The 19,083-nt window shown below is 59.2% G+C and carries 13 protein-coding genes; 11 read left to right on the forward strand and 2 right to left on the reverse strand.

Features of this window, described 5'->3' with window-relative positions; genetic code table 11:
* Positions 1–18: 18 nt before the first annotated feature.
* Positions 19–1,413, reverse strand: coding sequence for a PhoH family protein (locus EJA71_RS04910; RefSeq protein ID WP_008080207.1), 1,395 nt, complete (start codon positions 1,411–1,413; stop codon positions 19–21).
* A 338-nt stretch (positions 1,414–1,751) separates the two neighbouring features.
* Positions 1,752–2,876 carry a polysaccharide deacetylase family protein gene (locus EJA71_RS04915; RefSeq protein ID WP_158954808.1) on the reverse strand — a complete coding sequence of 375 codons (1,125 nt, stop codon included), beginning with the start codon at positions 2,874–2,876 and terminating at the stop codon, positions 1,752–1,754.
* Between the two features lie 273 nt (positions 2,877–3,149).
* Between EJA71_RS04915 and yaaA the strand changes: the two genes are divergently transcribed.
* From yaaA to EJA71_RS04970, 11 genes are all read left to right on the forward strand, one after another.
* A complete protein-coding gene (gene yaaA / locus EJA71_RS04920) occupies positions 3,150–3,929 on the forward strand; it encodes a peroxide stress protein YaaA (protein ID WP_158954810.1) in 780 nt (259 codons plus the stop codon).
* 809 nt (positions 3,930–4,738) lie between these two features.
* Complete coding sequence (locus tag EJA71_RS04925) at positions 4,739–6,055, forward strand: nucleotide sugar dehydrogenase (protein WP_008087506.1); 1,317 nt, start codon at positions 4,739–4,741, stop codon at positions 6,053–6,055.
* 178 nt (positions 6,056–6,233) lie between these two features.
* Positions 6,234–7,715, forward strand: coding sequence for a mannuronan synthase (alg8, locus tag EJA71_RS04930; RefSeq protein ID WP_371925624.1), 1,482 nt, complete (start codon positions 6,234–6,236; stop codon positions 7,713–7,715).
* A gap of 35 nt (positions 7,716–7,750) precedes the next feature.
* Positions 7,751–8,920: an alginate biosynthesis protein Alg44 gene (locus EJA71_RS04935; protein WP_158954814.1), complete on the forward strand. Its 1,170-nt coding sequence runs from the start codon at positions 7,751–7,753 to the stop codon at positions 8,918–8,920.
* A gap of 9 nt (positions 8,921–8,929) precedes the next feature.
* On the forward strand, positions 8,930–10,438 hold the full coding sequence (gene algK / locus EJA71_RS04940) for an alginate biosynthesis TPR repeat lipoprotein AlgK (RefSeq protein ID WP_178113654.1): 1,509 nt from the start codon (positions 8,930–8,932) through the stop codon (positions 10,436–10,438).
* Positions 10,435–11,916: an alginate export family protein gene (locus EJA71_RS04945; RefSeq protein ID WP_158954818.1), complete on the forward strand. Its 1,482-nt coding sequence runs from the start codon at positions 10,435–10,437 to the stop codon at positions 11,914–11,916. Before algK ends, EJA71_RS04945 begins: the two co-directional genes overlap by 4 nt.
* A 26-nt stretch (positions 11,917–11,942) precedes the next feature.
* A complete protein-coding gene (gene algG / locus EJA71_RS04950) occupies positions 11,943–13,529 on the forward strand; it encodes a mannuronan 5-epimerase AlgG (protein ID WP_158954820.1) in 1,587 nt (528 codons plus the stop codon).
* A 10-nt stretch (positions 13,530–13,539) separates the two neighbouring features.
* The gene (locus EJA71_RS04955; RefSeq protein WP_158954822.1) at positions 13,540–15,000 is read left to right on the forward strand and encodes an alginate O-acetyltransferase; all 1,461 of its coding nucleotides are present in this window, start codon (positions 13,540–13,542) and stop codon (positions 14,998–15,000) included.
* An 8-nt stretch (positions 15,001–15,008) separates the two neighbouring features.
* Complete coding sequence (locus EJA71_RS04960; protein WP_158954824.1) at positions 15,009–16,133, forward strand: mannuronate-specific alginate lyase; 1,125 nt, start codon at positions 15,009–15,011, stop codon at positions 16,131–16,133.
* Positions 16,134–16,320: 187 nt separating this feature from the next.
* Positions 16,321–17,886 carry an MBOAT family protein gene (locus tag EJA71_RS04965; protein ID WP_158954826.1) on the forward strand — a complete coding sequence of 522 codons (1,566 nt, stop codon included), beginning with the start codon at positions 16,321–16,323 and terminating at the stop codon, positions 17,884–17,886.
* 10 nt (positions 17,887–17,896) lie between these two features.
* Positions 17,897–19,072: an alginate O-acetyltransferase gene (locus tag EJA71_RS04970; RefSeq protein WP_158954828.1), complete on the forward strand. Its 1,176-nt coding sequence runs from the start codon at positions 17,897–17,899 to the stop codon at positions 19,070–19,072.
* Positions 19,073–19,083: the final 11 nt, after the last annotated feature.

The following is a 19,083-nucleotide window of genomic DNA, read 5'->3' on the forward strand; positions in this document are numbered from 1 at the left end:
CCGGTTCTCGGTGAAGGGTTACAAATGCGTTTCAGCGTACTCAGCCAGTATCGAGCGAGGCACCCCTTGCAGGGTGATGTGCACCCCGTTGGGGAAATCCTTGAAGCGTTCGGTCAGGTAGGTCAGCCCGGAGCTGGTCGCGGACAGGTAAGGGGTGTCGATCTGTGCGAGGTTGCCCAGGCACACCACTTTGGAACCGGCGCCGGCACGGGTGATGATGGTTTTCATCTGGTGCGGCGTGAGGTTCTGGCATTCGTCGATCAGGATCAGGCTTTGCTGGAAGCTGCGACCGCGAATGTAGTTGAGCGATTTGAACTGCAATGGCACCTTGCTGAGGATGTAATCCACGCTGCCATGGGTGTTTTCATCATCCATGTGCAAGGCTTCGAGGTTGTCGGTGATAGCGCCCAGCCAAGGCTCCATTTTTTCCGCTTCGGTGCCGGGCAGGAAGCCGATCTCCTGATCCAGACCCTGCACGCTACGGGTGGCAATGATGCGGCGATAACGTTTGCTGACCATGGTCTGCTCGATGGCAGCGGCCAGCGCCAGAATGGTTTTACCGGAGCCGGCGGCACCGGAGAGATTGACCAGATGAATGTCCGGGTCGAGCAGCGCATACAGCGCCAGGCTCTGATAGATGTCGCGTGGTTTGAGCCCCCACGCCTCTTGGTGCAGCAGTGGCTCCTGATGCAGGTCGAGAATCAGCAAGCGGTCTTCTTCAATCTCCTTGATCCAGCCGACGAAGCCCTGTTCATCAATGATGAACTCGTTGATGTGAACGGCCGGCAGGTTGTCAATCAGTTGTACCTGGTGCCAGGTGCGGCCGTGATCCTGCCGGGTTTCGACCTTGCTCACGCGGTCCCAGAAGGAGCCGGTCATGTTGTGGTAGCCGTTCGGCAACAGGGACACGTCGTCGACCAGTTGGTCGGTGCTGTAATCCTCGGATGCAATACCGCAAGCGCGCGCCTTCAGGCGCATGTTGATGTCTTTGGTAACCAGCACCACCGGTTTTTTCGGCTCGCGGGTGTGCAGGTCGATCAGTTGGTTGATGATTTTGTTGTCGTTCAGATGCTCGGGCAAAATCAGGTTCGATTCGGCCTGCTTGCTCATCAGAATTGACAGCAAGCCCTTCGGCCCGCCCTTGCCGCGCTGGATCGGCACACCCAGTTCGACATCTTCCGGGGACGCATCGCCCAGGGTTTTGTCGATCAACCGGATGGCCTGACGGCATTCAGCGGCCACGCTGTGATGCCCGCTCTTGAGCTTGTCCAGCTCCTCAAGCACGGTCATCGGGATCGCGACGTGGTGTTCTTCGAAATTCAGCAGGGCGTTTGGATCGTGAATCAATACGTTGGTATCGAGTACATACAGGATTGGCTGGTTGGAGGAAGGGCTACGTCCGTGATCATCCATACTCGGTCACCTATGTCAGAGCCAGTAGACGCAATACCTGAGCGGTGCTGCGCCTCGAAGTGACTGCCGAAATCTCACCTGCGGAGATTCAAGTGACTGCAAACAAACGGGTCTTGGAAGACGCCACCTGTGTTGCAGGTTTCGGCGGTCTGTCTTCGTAATACTCCAAAACCGATGACATAAAAAAGTACTTTGACGGTTTTTTTAAGTTTATTTTGCAAAGTGACGAAAAGCCCTTGGCGGACTCCGTCGACACCGTTAGAGTCGGAAGTCCACCTGCCGCAAATTCTCTTAAAAAATCACCCCAAGCCCAATGTTTCCGGGCTTTTTCCCGTTTCTCAACGAAACGCGTCCTGACAGTCTTCCCAACCGATGCCGCTCTGCGCGGTTTGCGTGATCAGCCACGGCAACGAGGTCTTCACCGCGTCCTGTTTCATATTGAAATTGATCACCCCGTGGCGCCACAACAGCATCAGGGTCAGCACCCGCTGCGCACTCGGCGCGCCCTTGAGTTTGCCGGCACCGTCCTGGGCATCGATGTCCCACAGCGCCACTTGCAGGCCCTGGGTGTTGAAGAAACCTTGTGCGTCACTGCGGCGCTGACCCTCCGGCGGGCGGAACAGCGGCACGTAGTTTTCCGGCAGTTTGGTCTTTACCAGATCGGCGCTGCGGCGCACTGAATCCTGCCAGTCCTGCCAGTGACTGTGAGAGCGGAACTCCCAACCCTGTACACCGACGCATTGTTTCGAGAAACCCGCTTGCAGGCTGGTGACCGAACGATCGGCCAGCCGCGCCTGAATATCCTTGCCCAACACGAAGAACGTGCCACTGAGGTTCGACTTGCGCAGGTACTCGGTGAGCCATTCGGTGTTGTCCGGTTGCAGGTTCGCGGCGCTGTCGAAGGTCAGCAGAAACAGCCGGTCGTGCATCTCGTCGCCGTTGCGCTCGTAGTCGCCGAAACGATCGAATTCATTGCTGGTCTGCGGCGACAGCGCGGCCTTGCGCATCAACTCGTCCAGGTACTGCAAATGGAAGATCCGGCTCGGCTCGGCCCACTTGGTGTAATAGCTGTCGTCGCTGACCACGAACTTCGCGGCTTGCTCACGCAAGGTCGGCAGGTCTTCGACGAGAAAGCAGAACGAGGCATCCTGATCGCAGCTTTGCTGGGCGTAGTTGTAGTTGGCCAACAGGCGCTGCCAGAGGCGCTGGCGCAGCTCGTTGACTGCATCGATATTGACCGTGCGCAGGCCCAGACGCTGCGCCAGGGCGGCGTCGGTTATCGATTCGGTGCCGAGCAAACCACGGGCGAACATGAGGATTTCGGCCCGTGAGGCGACATCGAACAGCGTCGGGCTGCTCAGCTGCTCAGGCCAGGTGCTGCGATCCAGCGTCGCCACATCGCCCGGCGCCGCCACGGCACCGAAGCTCAACAGCCACGCGGTGAATAAAAGAACAATGCGCAAAGGGATGTCTCCGTAACAAAACCCGCGCGGCACTATAGCTGATCCCACACGATTCCCCTTAGCCGCGGATGATCGTTCCCACGCTCTGCGTGGTAACGCCTCCCCGGACGCTCCGCGTCCAGCTCGACGGTGACGCAGAGCGTCACAGGCGGCATTCCCACGCAGAGCGTGGGAACGATCATCGCCAAGCCGTCGATCACCTATGGGCTTGATAGCTGGAGTCAACTCGGACAACCCCCTAGAATCGCCCCCACGATTAAAGGAGACGACTTCATGCTGATGGTGATTTCCCCCGCCAAGACCCTCGATTACGAAACACCGCCGGCGACCCAGCGCTTTACCCAGCCGCAATACCTCGACCATTCGCAGGAACTGATCCTGCAACTGCGCGACCTGACGCCGGCGCAGATCAGCGAGTTGATGCACGTGTCCGACAAGATCGGCGGGCTCAATGCCGCGCGTTTCGGTAGCTGGACGCCCGCGTTCACCCCGGAGAATGCCAAGCAGGCACTGCTCGCCTTCAAGGGTGACGTCTACACCGGCCTCGACGCGCAGTCCTTCAGCGAAGGCAATTTCGACTACGCGCAAAAACACCTGCGCATGCTCTCCGGTCTTTATGGCCTGCTGCGTCCGCTGGACTTGATGCAACCGTATCGCCTGGAAATGGGCACCAAACTGGCCAACGCCCGCGGCAAAGACCTCTACGCCTTCTGGGGCACGCGTATCAGCGAATGGCTGAACGAAGCGCTGGCTGACCAGGGCGATGACGTGCTGCTCAATCTCGCCTCCAACGAATACTTCTCGGCGGTCAAACGCAGCGCCTTGAACGCGCGGATCATCAATACCGAGTTCAAGGATCAGAAGAACGGCCAGTACAAGATCATCAGCTTCTACGCCAAGAAAGCGCGTGGCCTGATGAGCCGTTTTGTGATCCAGGAGAAAATCAACGATCCGGCGCAGCTCAAGCAGTTCGATGTGCAGGGTTATCGCTACAGCGCCGAGCAATCGAAACCCGACAATCTGGTATTTCTGCGCGACCACGCCCCCGAATAAAGCATGCCTAATGCACGACTCTTTCTATATAGAGTCGTGCACCTCGCACGATGTCAAAAATCCCTCGCCCGTTTTCGCCATTTTAATGGCGTCAGAAATTTTTCCCTGTCCTTTCTAAGATTAGTTTCACTCGACACTGATCATTTTTTTCAGTAGTGGCACCTAAATTTTTTCACGGTAGTGGCACAAAACTATCTACCGCGAGTATCTCCCTATCAATAAAGGGCGAAACGGAAAGTGCTATCAAATTGAGACCAGTGCCATCTTTGTCAATATTTCAAGAAATTTCAGATGGCGCGATGAGCGGACTGGAACTATGTCCAAATGCGTAGCTCATACCACCGGTAACGATTCTCGCCGAGTTTGTACGAGATAACTTACGTAGGACAAAAAGCCATGTAACCAAGTTGTCACAGCAACTTGCCTAGATGACTAACTAGTCTGAAACCACACTGAAGGACAGGAGATAGGCGACATTAATATCCCCTGCAAGGCCATGGCCGCGCCCCTATAAACGTGCTCGCCTGAGCACCCAACCGCTTGATCCACGGGCCTTTCGCCCGACATCGAGCGCATAAGACCAATGCACCAGAGTCTTCCACAAAGAAGATCCGCTGCATAACAGGGCAAGTCATAACTACAAGGCCTGGTTGCGCACATCTTGAGTGCACTTATTTAGACACTCGGAACTTAGTATGCCTGCACACGGCATTGTGGCGCCTGTAAGCCGCACTTTCGAGTGCACTAGTGACCGCTGAACACCATTAACTCCGGCCTTCTAAGGCCTGATATATACAGAGGTAATTGCGATGCGCATCAGCATATTTGGTTTGGGTTACGTTGGCGCAGTATGTGCCGGTTGCCTGTCTGCACGGGGCCATGACGTAGTTGGCGTCGATGTAGCCAAAGACAAGATCGACATGATCAACGCTGGCAAATCCCCCATTGTTGAACCGGGCCTGGGCGAACTTCTGCAACAGGGCATTCAGACCGGTCGTCTGCGTGGCACGACCAACTTCGCCGAAGCGATTCGTGACACTGACCTGTCGATGATCTGCGTCGGTACGCCGAGCAAAAAGAACGGCGACCTGGAACTGAACTACATCGAGGCCGTGTGCCGCGAGATCGGTTTTGTCCTGCGTGAAAAAACCACCCGCCACACCATCGTTGTGCGCAGCACCGTTCTGCCGGGCACTGTTGCCAACGTGGTGATCCCGATTCTCGAAGACTGCTCGGGCAAAAAGGCTGGCGTCGACTTCGGCGTTGCGGTCAATCCTGAGTTCCTGCGCGAATCCACCGCCATTGCCGACTACGACCTGCCACCGATGACCGTCATCGGCGAGTTCGACAAGGCTTCGGGCGACGTTCTGCAATCGCTGTACGAAGAACTCGACGCCCCGATCATCCGCAAGGACATCGCCGTTGCCGAGATGATCAAGTACACCTGTAACGTTTGGCACGCGACCAAAGTGACCTTCGCCAACGAGATCGGCAACATCGCCAAAGCGGTCGGCGTCGATGGCCGTGAAGTGATGGAAGTGGTTTGCCAGGACAAGACCCTCAACCTGTCCCAGTACTACATGCGCCCGGGCTTCGCCTTCGGCGGTTCGTGCCTGCCGAAAGACGTGCGCGCCCTGACCTACCGCGCCGGCTCCCTGGACGTCGAAGCGCCGCTGCTCAACTCGCTGATGCGCAGCAACGAATCGCAAGTGCAGAACGCCTTCGACATCGTTGAAAGCCATGACAAACGCAAAGTCGCCCTGCTTGGCTTGAGCTTCAAGGCTGGCACCGACGACCTGCGCGAAAGCCCGCTGGTAGAACTGGCCGAGATGCTGATCGGCAAGGGTTACGACCTGAGCATCTACGACAGCAACGTCGAGTACGCCCGTGTTCACGGCGCGAACAAGGACTACATCGAGTCGAAAATCCCGCACGTGTCTTCCCTGCTCAACGCGGACTTCGATTCGGTGATCGACAACTCCGACGTGATCATCCTCGGTAACCGCGACGAGAAATTCCGTGCGCTGGCCCAGCAGGCGCCGCACGGCAAGCAGGTCATCGACCTGGTCGGCTTCATGGCCAAAGCCACCGACGCCGGTACTCGCACCGAAGGTATCTGCTGGTAAAGCAGCCCTGTAGGAGCTGTCGAGTGAAACGAGGCTGCGATCTTTTCGGGAACACCAAAATCCCAAGCGAAAGATCAAAAGATCGCAGCCTTCGGCAGCTCCTACATGTCCTTGCAAGTTTTTGTAAGCCTGCCTTAACCCCATCGGGCCCGGCCCGAGATAGAGACGGATGCAGATTATGCACAGGCTAAAACACGGCCTACTTCAGGCCGCCGGTTGGCTGTTCTACCTAAGTTTGTTGATGGGCCTGGCCTTGATGCTGCCCACGTCCACATTCGACTCCGAGTCGAAGGACTTCATTTTCCTGATTGGCGCCGTGGGTATCTGGCGCTACTCGATGGGTGCAACGCACTTTGTGCGCGGCATGATTTTTCTCTACATCGTTTACCCGCATCTGCGCCGCAAAGTGCGCAAGCTGGGTAAAGCGGCGGACCCGTCGCATGTGTTCCTGATGGTCACCAGTTTCCGTATCGACGCGCTGACCACGGCGCAGGTCTACAGCTCGGTGATTCGCGAAGCCATCGACTGCGAACTGCCGACCACCGTGGTCTGCTCGATCGTCGAAATGTCCGATGAGCTGCTGGTCAAGGCAATGTGGGCGCGGATGAATCCGCCAGAGCGCGTGAAGCTCGACTTCGTGCGCATTCCCGGCACCGGCAAGCGTGATGGCCTGGCCTATGGTTTCCGCGCGATCTCCCGTCACCTGCCGGACGACCGCGCCGTGGTGGCCGTGATCGATGGCGACACCGTGCTCGGCGAAGGCACCGTGCGCAAGACCGTGCCGTGGTTCCAGCTGTTCGGCAACGTCGGCGGCCTGACCACCAACGAATTCTGCGAAGTGCGCGGCGGCTACATCATGAGCGAATGGCACAAGCTGCGTTTCGCCCAGCGCCACATCAACATGTGCTCGATGGCCCTGTCCAAGCGCGTACTGACTATGACCGGGCGCATGTCGGTGTTCCGCGCCACCGTGGTGACCAACCCGGAATTCATCGCCGACGTTGAAAGCGACTCGCTGCAACACTGGCGCCTGGGCCGTTTCAAGTTCTTGACCGGCGACGACAAGTCGAGCTGGTTCAGCCTGATGCGTCTGGGTTACGACACTTTTTACGTGCCTGACGCGGCGATCAACACCGTTGAACACCCGCCGGAAAAGAGCTTCATCAAGGCCAGCCGCAAACTGATGTTCCGCTGGTACGGCAACAACCTGCGCCAGAACTCGCGAGCACTGGGCCTGGGTGTGAAACGCCTCGGCGCCTTCACCTCGGTGGTGCTGTTCGACCAGCGGGTATCGATGTGGACCTCGCTGCTCGGCCTGACCGTGGCGATAATCGCCAGCTTCAAATACGGCACCGCGTTCATCCTCGTTTACCTGCTGTGGATCGGCATCACCCGCCTGATTCTGACCTTGCTGCTGTCGTGCTCCGGTCACCGCATCGGCCCGGCTTATCCAGCGATTCTCTATTACAACCAGATCGTTGGCGCGCTGGTGAAGATCTACGTGTTCTTCCGCCTCGACCAACAATCCTGGACGCGCCAACCCACATCCCTGACCCGTGATCTCGCCAGCTTTCAACGTTGGTTCAACACCTGGTCGTCTCGGACCATGACCTTCTCCGCCGGCAGCATTTTTGTCGCCGTGCTGCTGATGATGGTCTGACCCGCCCCTATTGAATTAACAAGGAAATCGCCCCTATGAATACCGCCGTGAACGTCAACGTAGTGCATGAATCTGAAGCCCAGCGCCAACACGCCCGTGTGAAAATCCCGGCCAAACTGCGCTTCTTCGGTCCAGACCGGACACCGGTTGAAGCGCGGGTCATCGACCTGTCTGCCGGTGGTCTGGCGTTCAACGCCGGGCAAATGCCGCTGACCATCGGCGAGGTGTACAAGGCGCGTCTGCAATTCGTCATCGATAACCTCGGTCTGGCGATGGACGTTGAACTGCAAGTGCGTTCCTACGACCGCCCGACCGGCCGCGTCGGTTGCCAGTTCCAGAACCTTGAGCAGCAAGACATTTCCACCCTGCGGCACTTGATCACCTCGCACCTGGCCGGCGACATCGTCAGCATCGGCGAAGTACTCGCGACCCTGCAGCGCGACAACTTCACCAAGGCGCGCAAGGTCAAGGACGGCGGCTCCGGCATGACCCCGTTCGGGCGCCTGAAAGCGGTGACGTTCAGCGCCGGTATCTTTGCGGTCGGTCTGGTTGCAGCGGGTTTCATTTTCAAATCGGTGTACAGCATGTACTTCGTCAGCCACGCGCAGGCCGGTCTGGTCAGCGTGCCGGGGATGAACATCACCATGCCGCGCGACGGCACCGTGCAGAGCCTGGTCAAGTCCGACGGCGTCGCCGCCAAAGGCGCGCCATTGGCGACCTTCAGCACCAGCATGCTCGACGTGCTCAAGGGCCATCTGGAAGAAGATCAACTGTCGCCGGCCAAGGTTGAAGAACTGTTCGGCAAGCAAATGACCGGCACCCTGACTTCGCCGTGCGATTGCACCGTGGCCCAGCAACTGGTGGCTGACGGTCAGTACGCGAGCAAGGGCGACGTGATCTTCCAACTGGTGCCGCGCAACACCCTGGCCAACGTTGACGCGCGCTTCTCCTATCGCCAGTTCGGCGACGTGCGTCCGGGCACCCCAGTGAGCTTCCAGATCGCCGGCGAAGACAAGACCCGCACCGGCAAGATCGTTAGCAGCACCAGCCTGAAGAGCGAAGACCTGTCTTCCGACATCCGCGTGCAGATCAAGCCTGACGAGCCGCTCGACAGCAGCCTCGCCGGCCGCCCGGTGGAAGTGAACAGCGACCGTGGCCCGAACCTGAACTGGCTGATCGACAAAGCCATGGCTGCCGGTCTTTAAGTCGAGGACATGCCTGTGACTATCACCAGTCTTTTCAGAACGCCACGATCCCTGTGGGAGCTGGCTTGCCAGCGATCGGATCAATGCGGTCCTGCTGAAATACCGAGTCGCCTGAATCGCTGGCAAGCCAGCTCCCACAAGGGGACCGTGTGTGCCTTGGCATTGGCAGTCAGCCTGGCCGGTTGTGCCGGCCTGCCCGATCAGCGTCTGGCCAACGAAGCGCTCAAGCGTGGCGACACCGCCACCGCCGCGCAGAATTACCAGCAACTGGCCGACCTTGGTTACAGCGAAGCGCAAGTCGGCCTCGCCGATATCCAGGTCGACAGCCGCGACCCTGAGCAAATGAAACAGGCCGAAGCGACTTACCGCGCTGCCGCCAGTGTTTCACCGCGTGCTCAGGCGCGTCTCGGTCGCCTGCTGGTGGCCAAACCGGGCTCCACCGAAGCCGAGCATCAGGAAGCCGAAAGCCTGCTGAAAAAAGCCGCCGCCAATGGCGAAGGCAACACGTTGATCCCGCTGGCGATGCTCTACCTGCAATACCCGCACAGCTTCCCGAACATCAACGCCCAGCAGCAGATCGATCAGTGGCGCAAATCCGGTTTTCCGGAAGCAGGTCTGGCCCAAGTGCTGCTGTATCGCACCCAAGGCACCTACGATCAGCACCTGGATGACGTGGAAAAGATCTGCAAAGCCGCGCTCAACAGCACCGACATCTGCTACGTCGAACTGGCCACCGTGTACCAGAAACGCGCGCAGCCTGAGCAACAAGCCGAGCTGATCAAGCAGATGCAGGCCGGTTACAGCCGTGGCACCGTCACCGCGCAGCGCATCGATTCCGTGGCCCGTGTACTGGCCGATTCGACCTTGGGCAAGCCTGACGAAAAAACCGCGCAGTCGTTGCTTGAGCCGATCGCTCCAGGCTACCCGGCGTCGTGGGTGACCCTCGCGCAATTGCTGTACGACTACCCGGAACTGGGCGACGTCGACCAGATGATGAAGTACCTCGACAACGGCCGCGCTGCTGACCAGCCGCGCGCCGAGCTGTTGCTGGGCAAGCTCTACTACGAGGGGAAAATGGTCCCGGCCGACGCCAAAGTCGCCGAAGAACATTTCCAGAAAGCCGTTGGCCGTGAAGTCGCCGCCGACTACTACCTCGGCCAGATCTATCGCCGTGGCTACCTCGGCAAGGTCTACCCGCAGAAGGCTCTCGACCACTTGCTGACCGCTGCGCGCAACGGCCAGAACAGCGCCGATTTCGCCATCGCCCAATTGTTCTCCCAAGGCAAGGGCACCCAACCCGACCCGGTCAACGCCTACGTATTCAGCCAATTGGCCAAGGCGCAAAACACCCCGCAAGCCGATGAGCTGGCGACCACCCTCGCCGCGCAACTGCCGCCCGAGCGTCTGGCCGAAGCCCAACGTCTGCTGCAACAAGAGCAAGCCAGCCGTGGCGCTCTGAACCAGAACACGCTGCAACTGCACGCCCTGCAAGAAGAAGACGGCGAGGAAAAATTATGAAGTTGAATCCATTTGTGAAGGCCGGTATTGGCCTCACCTTCGCGCTGATCTGGTCTTGCCCGACACTGGCCGCGATGACTGAAACCAAGAACTTCGGCCTCGAAGTGAAAGTCACCGGCCAGTCCGAAGACGACCGTGATCTCGGCACTGCCAGCGGTGGCGACGTCAACGGCGTCGGCCTCGATTTGCGTCCGTGGATCTACGGCGAAAGCGGCGCGTGGAGCGCCTACGCCATGGGTCAGGCCGTGACCTCGACCGACATCATCGAAACCGACACCCTGCAACAATCCGACGGTGAACAAACCACCGACAGCGGTGATCGTGAAACCAAGAAAAACTACCTGGCGATGCGCGAGTTCTGGGTCGGCTACAGCGGCTTCACACCCTACCCCGGCGAGATCCTCAAGTTCGGTCGCCAGCGTCTGCGCAATGACGACGGCCAATGGCGCGACACCAACATCGAAGCGCTGAACTGGACGTTCGACACCACCCTGTTGCGCGCCAATGCCGGTGTTGCCGAACGCTTCAGCGAATACCGCACCGACTTGAAAGAGCTGGCGCCGAAAGACAAGGATCGCCTGCACGCCTACGCCGACGCCGCTTATCAGTGGACACCGGGCCAGTGGGTCGGCATTCGCGGTCATCACACCCACGATGACGGCAAACTCGATTACGCCGAGCCGGGCGTTCCGCGCGACTCGCTGGATAAAACCGAGAACGGCGACATCAGCTGGCTCGGCCTGACCGCCGACAGCGACGCCTACAACTGGCGCAACACCAACACCGTCAACTACTGGGGCAGCATCACCGGCATGAGCGGCGACCGCGACACGGTCAACGCGCTGAACGCCGATGGTTCGCGCCCGGCGCAAGCCAAGCGCAGCGATGACGTTAACGGCTGGGCTACTGACATCGGTGTGCGTCTGCGCCTCGATCCGCAATGGCAAGTCGGCGGTGCCTATGCCCGCGCCAGCGCCGATTACGAGCAGAACGGTCTGGAAAGCAACCGCTCCAACTACACCGGTACGCGCTCGCGCGTTCACCGTTTCGGCGAAGCGTTCCGTGGCGAAATGAACAACATGCAGACCGCAACGCTGTTCGGTTCGTGGATGGTCAACGACGAGTACGACGCCAGCCTGATCTACCACAAGTTCTGGCGCGTCGACGGCAACAAGCCGGTCGGCAGCAACGGCATCAATGCGGTGGAAAACAACACCGACGACGTCACCGGCGCGATCCTTTCCAGCACCTCGCTGCCGCTTGAAGACGGCAACAAGGACCTGGGTCAGGAGATGGATCTGGTCGTCACCAAGTACTTCAAGCAAGGCCTGTTGCCGGCGGCGTTGAGCCAGTCGATCGACGAGCCTTCGGCCCTCGTACGCTTCCGTGGCGGTGTGTTCAAACCGGGTGATGCCTACGGCAAGCAGGTTGATTCGTACATGCACCGCGCGTTCATCGACGTGATCTGGCGCTTCTGATGCAAACCGCCAAGGGAGTGCCCGACATGATCAGCACCAGGATAGGCTCACTCAGCCTGCTGGCCGGCGCGATGCTGCTGGCCAGCGCCGGCGCCTTCGCCAATGTGGAGCCGACGGCGCCACAACCGGCCAAGCCGGCCACCGTGGCCAAAGAACTGCAACAGGCCAAGACCTACACCGTCAGCAGCGCGCCAACCGACGCGCTGAATCTGGCCGCGCCGAAACTGCCGGACATTTCCGGCTACACCGCCGAAGCCGCCGCCGCGAAGATCGTCCGTAGCAAACCGGGCAAGATCAGCGTGCGCCGGATGATGCAGGAAGACGCGCTGAAGGACTTCATCGGCGGCGACAACAAGATGGCTGAATGGGTGGTGCGTCAGCACGGCATCCCGCAGGCGATCTTCGTCGACGACGGCTACATGAACCTCAAGGATCTGGCAAAGAAACTGCCCAAGCAGTACTTCAGCGAGACTTCGCCTGGCGTGTATCTGTCGAAGCTGCCGATTGTGGTCGGCCGCAAAGGCATCCTCGAAATCGACGGCCAGACTCAGGAATTGCGTCTGTCGCAAGAGGCCGGCTCGTTCCTGGTCAACGACGGTCAGCTGTTTGTGCGTGACACCAAAATCACTGGCTGGCGCGAAAAGGAAAACGGCCCGGCGACCTTCCGTTCGCCGAAGGAATTCCGTCCGTTCCTGCTCGCCTGGGGCGGCACCGAGACCTACATCGTCAACAGCAAGATGGCCAGCTTCGGTTACGCCAACAGTAAGTCGTACGGCGTGAGTATTTCCCAGTACACGCCGAACATGGCCAAGGTGCTCAAGCGCCCTGAACCGACTGGCTGGATCGTCGGCTCCGAGTTCTCCGACATGTGGTACGGCTTCTACTGCTACGAGACCCGCGACTTCGTGGTCAAGGGCAACACTTACAAAGACAACATCGTTTACGGCATCGACCCGCACGATCGTTCCCACGGTCTGATCATTGCCGAGAACACCGTGCACGGTACGAAGAAGAAGCACGGGATCATTATTTCCCGTGAGGTCAACGACAGCTTCATCTTCAACAACAAAAGCTTCGACAACCACCTCTCGGGCCTGGTGATCGACCGTAACAGCGTCAACAACATCATTGCCTACAACGAGATCTACAAGAACCACACCGACGGCATCACGCTCTACGAGTCCGCCGACAATTTGCTGTGGGGCAACAAGGTCATCAGCAACAAGCGCCACGGCATCCGCATTCGTAACAGCGTGAACATCCGCCTCTACGAAAACGTCGCCATGGCCAACGGTTTGACTGGCGTTTACGGCCACATCAAGGACCTCACCGACACCGACCGCGACATCAAGCTCGACCCGTTCGATGCGCAGGTGTCGCTGATTGTCGTTGGCGGTGAGCTGGCGGCCAATGGCAGCGGCCCGCTGTCGATCGATTCGCCTTTGAGTGTCGAGCTGTATCGCGTGTCGATGCTGGCACCGACCAAATCCAGCGGCATCAGCTTCAACGGCATCCTCGGCGAGCGCCAGGATGAGATTCTCGACCTGCTGGTGCGCCAGCAGAAAGCCGTGCTGATCGACCCTGTCGAACGCCAGACCGAAATGCAGGACTGAGGATAATTTTATGCACCCACACTTGATCAAATTACTCAGCCTGTCGGCCCTGACCGTGGGCATTCTCGCGGCCAGCAACGGCGCCCGCGCCGATGAAGGTGCCGCCGCGACGCCGCCGAAGTTCAGCGCCGAACCGTGCTGCAATCTGTGCCCGGCTGCGCATGACGCGAAGAACTACACCACGCGGTATCAGCAGAACTTCACCACGCTGGTGCAGGCGCAAGGCGACTGGTTGTTCCGGACGCAGGAAGACCTGCGCACCGAATTCAACACCACCCCGGCCGGCTACAAGCGTCTGCAACAGTTGCACGATGCGTTCAAGGCCAAAGGCGTCGAGTTGGTGATTGTTTATCAGCCGACCCGTGGTCTGGTGAACCGCAACAAGCTCAACCCGCAGGAAAAAGCCGCGTTCGATTACGAGAAAGCGCTGGGCAACTACAAGACCATGCTCGGCCGTTTCGCCAAGATGGGTTACGTGGTCCCGGACCTGTCGCCGCTGACCAACGAATCGCTGCCGGACACCCTGCCCGCCCACGACTTCTACTTCCGTGGCGACCAACACTGGACACCATACGGTGCGCAGCGCACGGCGAAAATCGTCGCCGAAAAGGTCAAGCAGATCCCGGCCTTCGCCGACGTGCCCAAGCGTGAATTCGAGACCAAACGCTCCGGGCGCATGGGCAAGACCGGCACCCTGCACAACATGGCCGGGCAGCTGTGCGGCACCAGTTACGCGATCCAGTACATGGATCAGTTCACCACCGAGCCGAAAGGTGAGGCCGGTGACGGCGACCTGTTCGGTGATTCCGGCAACCCGCAAATCACCCTCGTCGGTACTTCGCACAGCGGCAAGAACTACAACTTCGCCGGCTTCCTCGAAGAGGCCATTGGCGCCGACATTCTCAACGTTGCGTTCCCTGGCGGTGGTCTGGAAGGTTCGATGTTGCAGTACCTCGGCAGCGACGAATTCCAGAAGACCCCACCGAAGATTCTCATCTGGGAATTCTCGCCGCTATACCGCCTCGACCAGGAAACCATCTACCGCCAGATGATGTCCCTTCTCGACAACGGCTGCGAAGGCAAAGATGCGCAAATGTCCGCGAGCACCACGCTCAAGCCGGGCGGCAAACAAGAACTGCTGGTCAACAGCAAGAACCTGAACCTGCAGAACAGCAGCCATCAGGTCGACATCCGCTTCGCCGACCCTTCGGTGAAAACCCTGCAAGCCACCCTCTGGTACATGAACGGTCGCCACGAGGACATCAAGATCGAGAAACCGGAAACCTCCGACACCGACGGTCGTTTCGCCTTTGAGCTGCGCACGGACGAAGACTGGGCCTCGCAAAATCTGCTGGCGGTCGAAGTCCAGGGCCCGGAAGCGGGCACCGCGCCGCAGAAAGTCGAAGCGAAAATCTGCAAACGCAACGTATTCCCGGGCGCTGGGCAACAAACCGCTCAGGTCGGGCAATGAGGTCTGCTATGCGAAACTCGAAACTGAAAACTCTTTTAGCGCCGACGCTGCTCGGGCTGGCGATCTTCGCCGGCACCGCGCAGGCCGCCGCGCCACTGCGTCCACCTCAGGGCTATTTCGCGCCTGTGGATAAATTCAAGACCGGCGACCACAGCGAAGGCTGTGATGCGATGCCGACGCCGTACACCGGACCGCTGCAATTTCGCAGCAAATACGAAGGTTCGGACAAGGCCCGCGCGACGCTGAACGTGCAGTCTGAAAAAGCCTTTCGCGACACCACCAAAGACATCACCACGCTGGAACGCGGCACCGCCAAACGCGTGATGCAGTTCATGCGCGACGGTCGTCCGGAACAACTTGATTGCACGCTGAACTGGCTGACCGCCTGGGCCAAGGCCGATGCGTTGATGTCGAAAGACTTCAACCACACCGGCAAGTCGATGCGCAAATGGGCGCTGGGCAGCATGGCCTCTTCGTACATTCGCCTGAAATTCTCCGACTCGCATCCGCTGGCGCAACATCAGCAGGAAGCGCAGTTAATCGAGGCATGGTTCAGCAAAATGGCCGACCAGGTCGTCAGCGATTGGGACAACCTGCCGCTGGAAAAAACCAACAACCATTCCTACTGGGCCGCATGGTCGGTGATGGCGACGTCGGTCGCGACCAACCGCCGCGACCTGTTTGACTGGGCGGTGAAGGAATACAAGGTTGGCGTCAATCAAGTCGATGCTGACGGTTTCCTGCCGAACGAACTCAAGCGCCAGCAACGCGCCCTCGCCTATCACAACTACGCCCTGCCGCCGCTGGCGATGATCGCCAGTTTCGCTCAGGTCAACGGTGTTGATTTGCGCCAGGAAAACAACGGTGCGCTGAAGCGTCTCGGTGATCGGGTGTTGTCGGGGGTGAAAGACCCGGATGAATTCGAGAAGAAGAACGGCAAAGAGCAGGACATGACCGACTTGAAAGAGGACATGAAATTCGCCTGGCTCGAACCGTTCTGCACGCTCTACACCTGTGCGCCGGATGTGATCGAGAAGAAGCACGGCATGCAGCCGTTCAAGACCTTCCGCCTCGGCGGCGACCTGACCAAGGTCTACGACCCGTCCCATGAAAAGGGCAACAAAGGCAGCTAGTCGCTGATCGTTCCCACGCTCCGCGTGGGAATGCAGCACGGGACGCTCTGCGTCCCAAAGCGTGACGCAGAGCGTCACAAGAGGCATTCCCACGCAGAGCGTGGGAACGATCACACCCCTCCACTACCACGGGGGGTTTGGGGGGGCTTTGGCCCTTGACTGTTGGTTCAAACATGGAGAGATCGGGATGGTATTTTCATCCAACGTGTTCCTGTTTCTGTTCTTGCCGATCTTTCTCGGCTTGTACTACTTGAGCGGGCAACGCTATCGCAACCTGCTGCTGCTGATCGCCAGCTACGTGTTCTACGCCTGGTGGCGGGTGGACTTCCTCGCGCTGTTCGCCGCCGTCACGCTGTGGAACTACTGGATCGGCCTCAAAGTCGGTGCCGCCGGTGTCAGAACCAAACCGGCGCAGCGCTGGCTGCTGCTCGGTGTCGCAGTCGATCTGTGCATCCTCGGCTACTTCAAATACGCCAACTTCGGCGTCGACAGCATCAACGCGATGATGACCTCGGTCGGTCTTGAGCCGTTCATCCTCACCCACGTGCTGCTGCCGATCGGTATCTCGTTCTACATCTTCGAATCGATCAGCTACATCATCGACGTGTATCGCGGCGACACCCCGGCCACGCGCAACCTGATCGATTTTGCTGCATTCGTGGCGATCTTCCCGCACCTGATCGCCGGCCCGGTTTTGCGCTTCCGCGACCTCGCCGACCAGTTCAACAACCGCACGCACACCCTCGACAAGTTCTCCGAGGGCTGCACACGGTTCATGCAGGGTTTCATCAAAAAGGTCTTCATCGCTGACACCCTCGCGGTGGTTGCTGACCATTGCTTCGCCCTTCAAAACCCGACCACGGGTGACGCCTGGCTCGGCGCGCTGGCCTACACCGCGCAGCTGTATTTCGACTTCTCCGGTTACAGCGACATGGCCATTGGTCTGGGCTTGATGATGGGTTTCCGCTTCATGGAAAACTTCAAACAGCCTTACATCAGCCAATCGATCACCGAGTTCTGGCGCCGCTGGCACATCAGCCTGTCGACCTGGCTGCGTGACTATCTGTACATCACCCTCGGCGGTAACCGTAAAGGCACGCTGATGACCTATCGCAACCTGTTCCTGACCATGCTTCTTGGTGGTCTGTGGCACGGCGCGAACATCACCTACATCGTCTGGGGCGCCTGGCACGGCATGTGGCTGGCGATTGAAAAAGCGCTGGGCCTGAACACTTCGCCGCGCAGCCTCAACCCGATCCGCTGGGCACTGACTTTCCTGCTGGTGGTCATGGGCTGGGTGATCTTCCGCGCCGAGAACCTGCACGTTGCCGGGCGCATGTACGGCGCAATGTTCAGCTTCGGCGACTGGTCGCTGTCGGAACTCAATCAGGCCAGCCTCACCGGTCTGCAAGTGGCAACTCTCGTTGTGGCGTACGTGACGCTGGCCTTCTTCGGTCTGCGTGATCTGTACACCCATCAGCCGCCGGCCAAGACCAAACCTGAAGTCAACGTCGAGGCCAACGGCCCTGCCACAGCGACGCCGGGAATGATCAAAGCCGCGCCTGGCGAAAACCCGGCGAGCATCCATGAGCCTGGCTACACCGTCGGCGTCGAAGCCCAGGTGCAACCGGCCTACTGGAGCGCGAATTGGTCCCGCTATGTGATGCGCGGCCTGATCCTGCTGCTGTTCATCGCCTCGATTCTCAAACTCTCGGCGCAAAGCTTCTCGCCGTTCCTTTACTTCCAGTTCTGAGGGATCTGACATGACCCGCTCATTACGCATCTTCTACATCGCCCTGTTCCTGGTGACGCTGTTGGTCCTCGGTCTGTGGTCGGTTCGCAGCTTCTTCGGCTTCAGCACCAACGCCGATGCAACCGTGCTCAACGGCCGCTGGACCAAGGCTGTGGAAACGCACTACGACGATGAATTTCCGATCAAGCGCCTGGGCACCAATCTCTGGGCCGCGCTGGATTTCAAACTGTTCAACGAAGGTCGTCCGGGCGTGGTGCTCGGTCGCGATCAGTGGTTGTACAGCGATGAGGAATTCAACCCGATCGTCAACGAAGAGCTGAACCTGCAAGGCAACTACGCGCTGGTCGAAGGCGTGCGCCAGACCCTGAAAGCAAAAGGCGTGAAACTGGTGATGGCGATCGTGCCGGCCAAGGTTCGTCTGTACCCGGAGCATCTGGGTGAAGTGAAACCGGCGAGCATCCACGAAAACCTTTATCAGGATTTCCACCATCGCGTGGCGGCCGACAAGATTCTCGCCCCTGACCTGCTCAAGCCATTGCAACAGGCCAAGCAGGGCGGCCAGCAAGTGTTCCTGCGCACCGACACCCACTGGACGCCGGAAGGCGCCGAGATTGCCGCCAACACCCTGGCGAAAACCATTGCTGACAAGTTCCCGCTCAGCGGCGAGCCACAGCGCTTCGTCACTACGCCAGCGGAGAAAGTCACGCACAAGGGCGATCTGCGCTTGTTCCTGCCGCTCGACCCGCTGTTCGAAAACCTGATGCCGGCGCAAGAGCCGCTGCAAAAGCGCAACACCGTCGCGGCTGGCGATCAGCCTGCCGGTGACGACGCGCTGTTCGCCAGCAATGAAGTGCCGGTGGCACTGGTCGGCACCAGCTACAGCGCCAACCCTAACTGGAACTTCGTCGGCGCGCTGAAACAAGCGCTGCACAGCGACGTGGTGAGCTACGCCGAAGACGGCCATGGCCCGATCCTGCCGATGCTCAGCTACCTGAAAAGCGATGACTTCAAGAACAGCCCGCCACAGGTGCTGATCTGGGAGTTTCCTGAACGATATCTGCCTGTGAACAACGAAATCGGCGACGCCGACCCGCAGTGGGTCGCAGAGCTTAAACAAGCCGGCGCGCGCCAACAAAACGTAGCAATCAACACTAAATCCGAGACGCCCGATCGGGCGCAAAACTGAAAGAGAGGTAC

Source organism: Pseudomonas sp. PB106, from assembly GCF_009764645.1.
In the GTDB taxonomy this organism is placed as follows: Bacteria; Pseudomonadota; Gammaproteobacteria; order Pseudomonadales; family Pseudomonadaceae; genus Aquipseudomonas.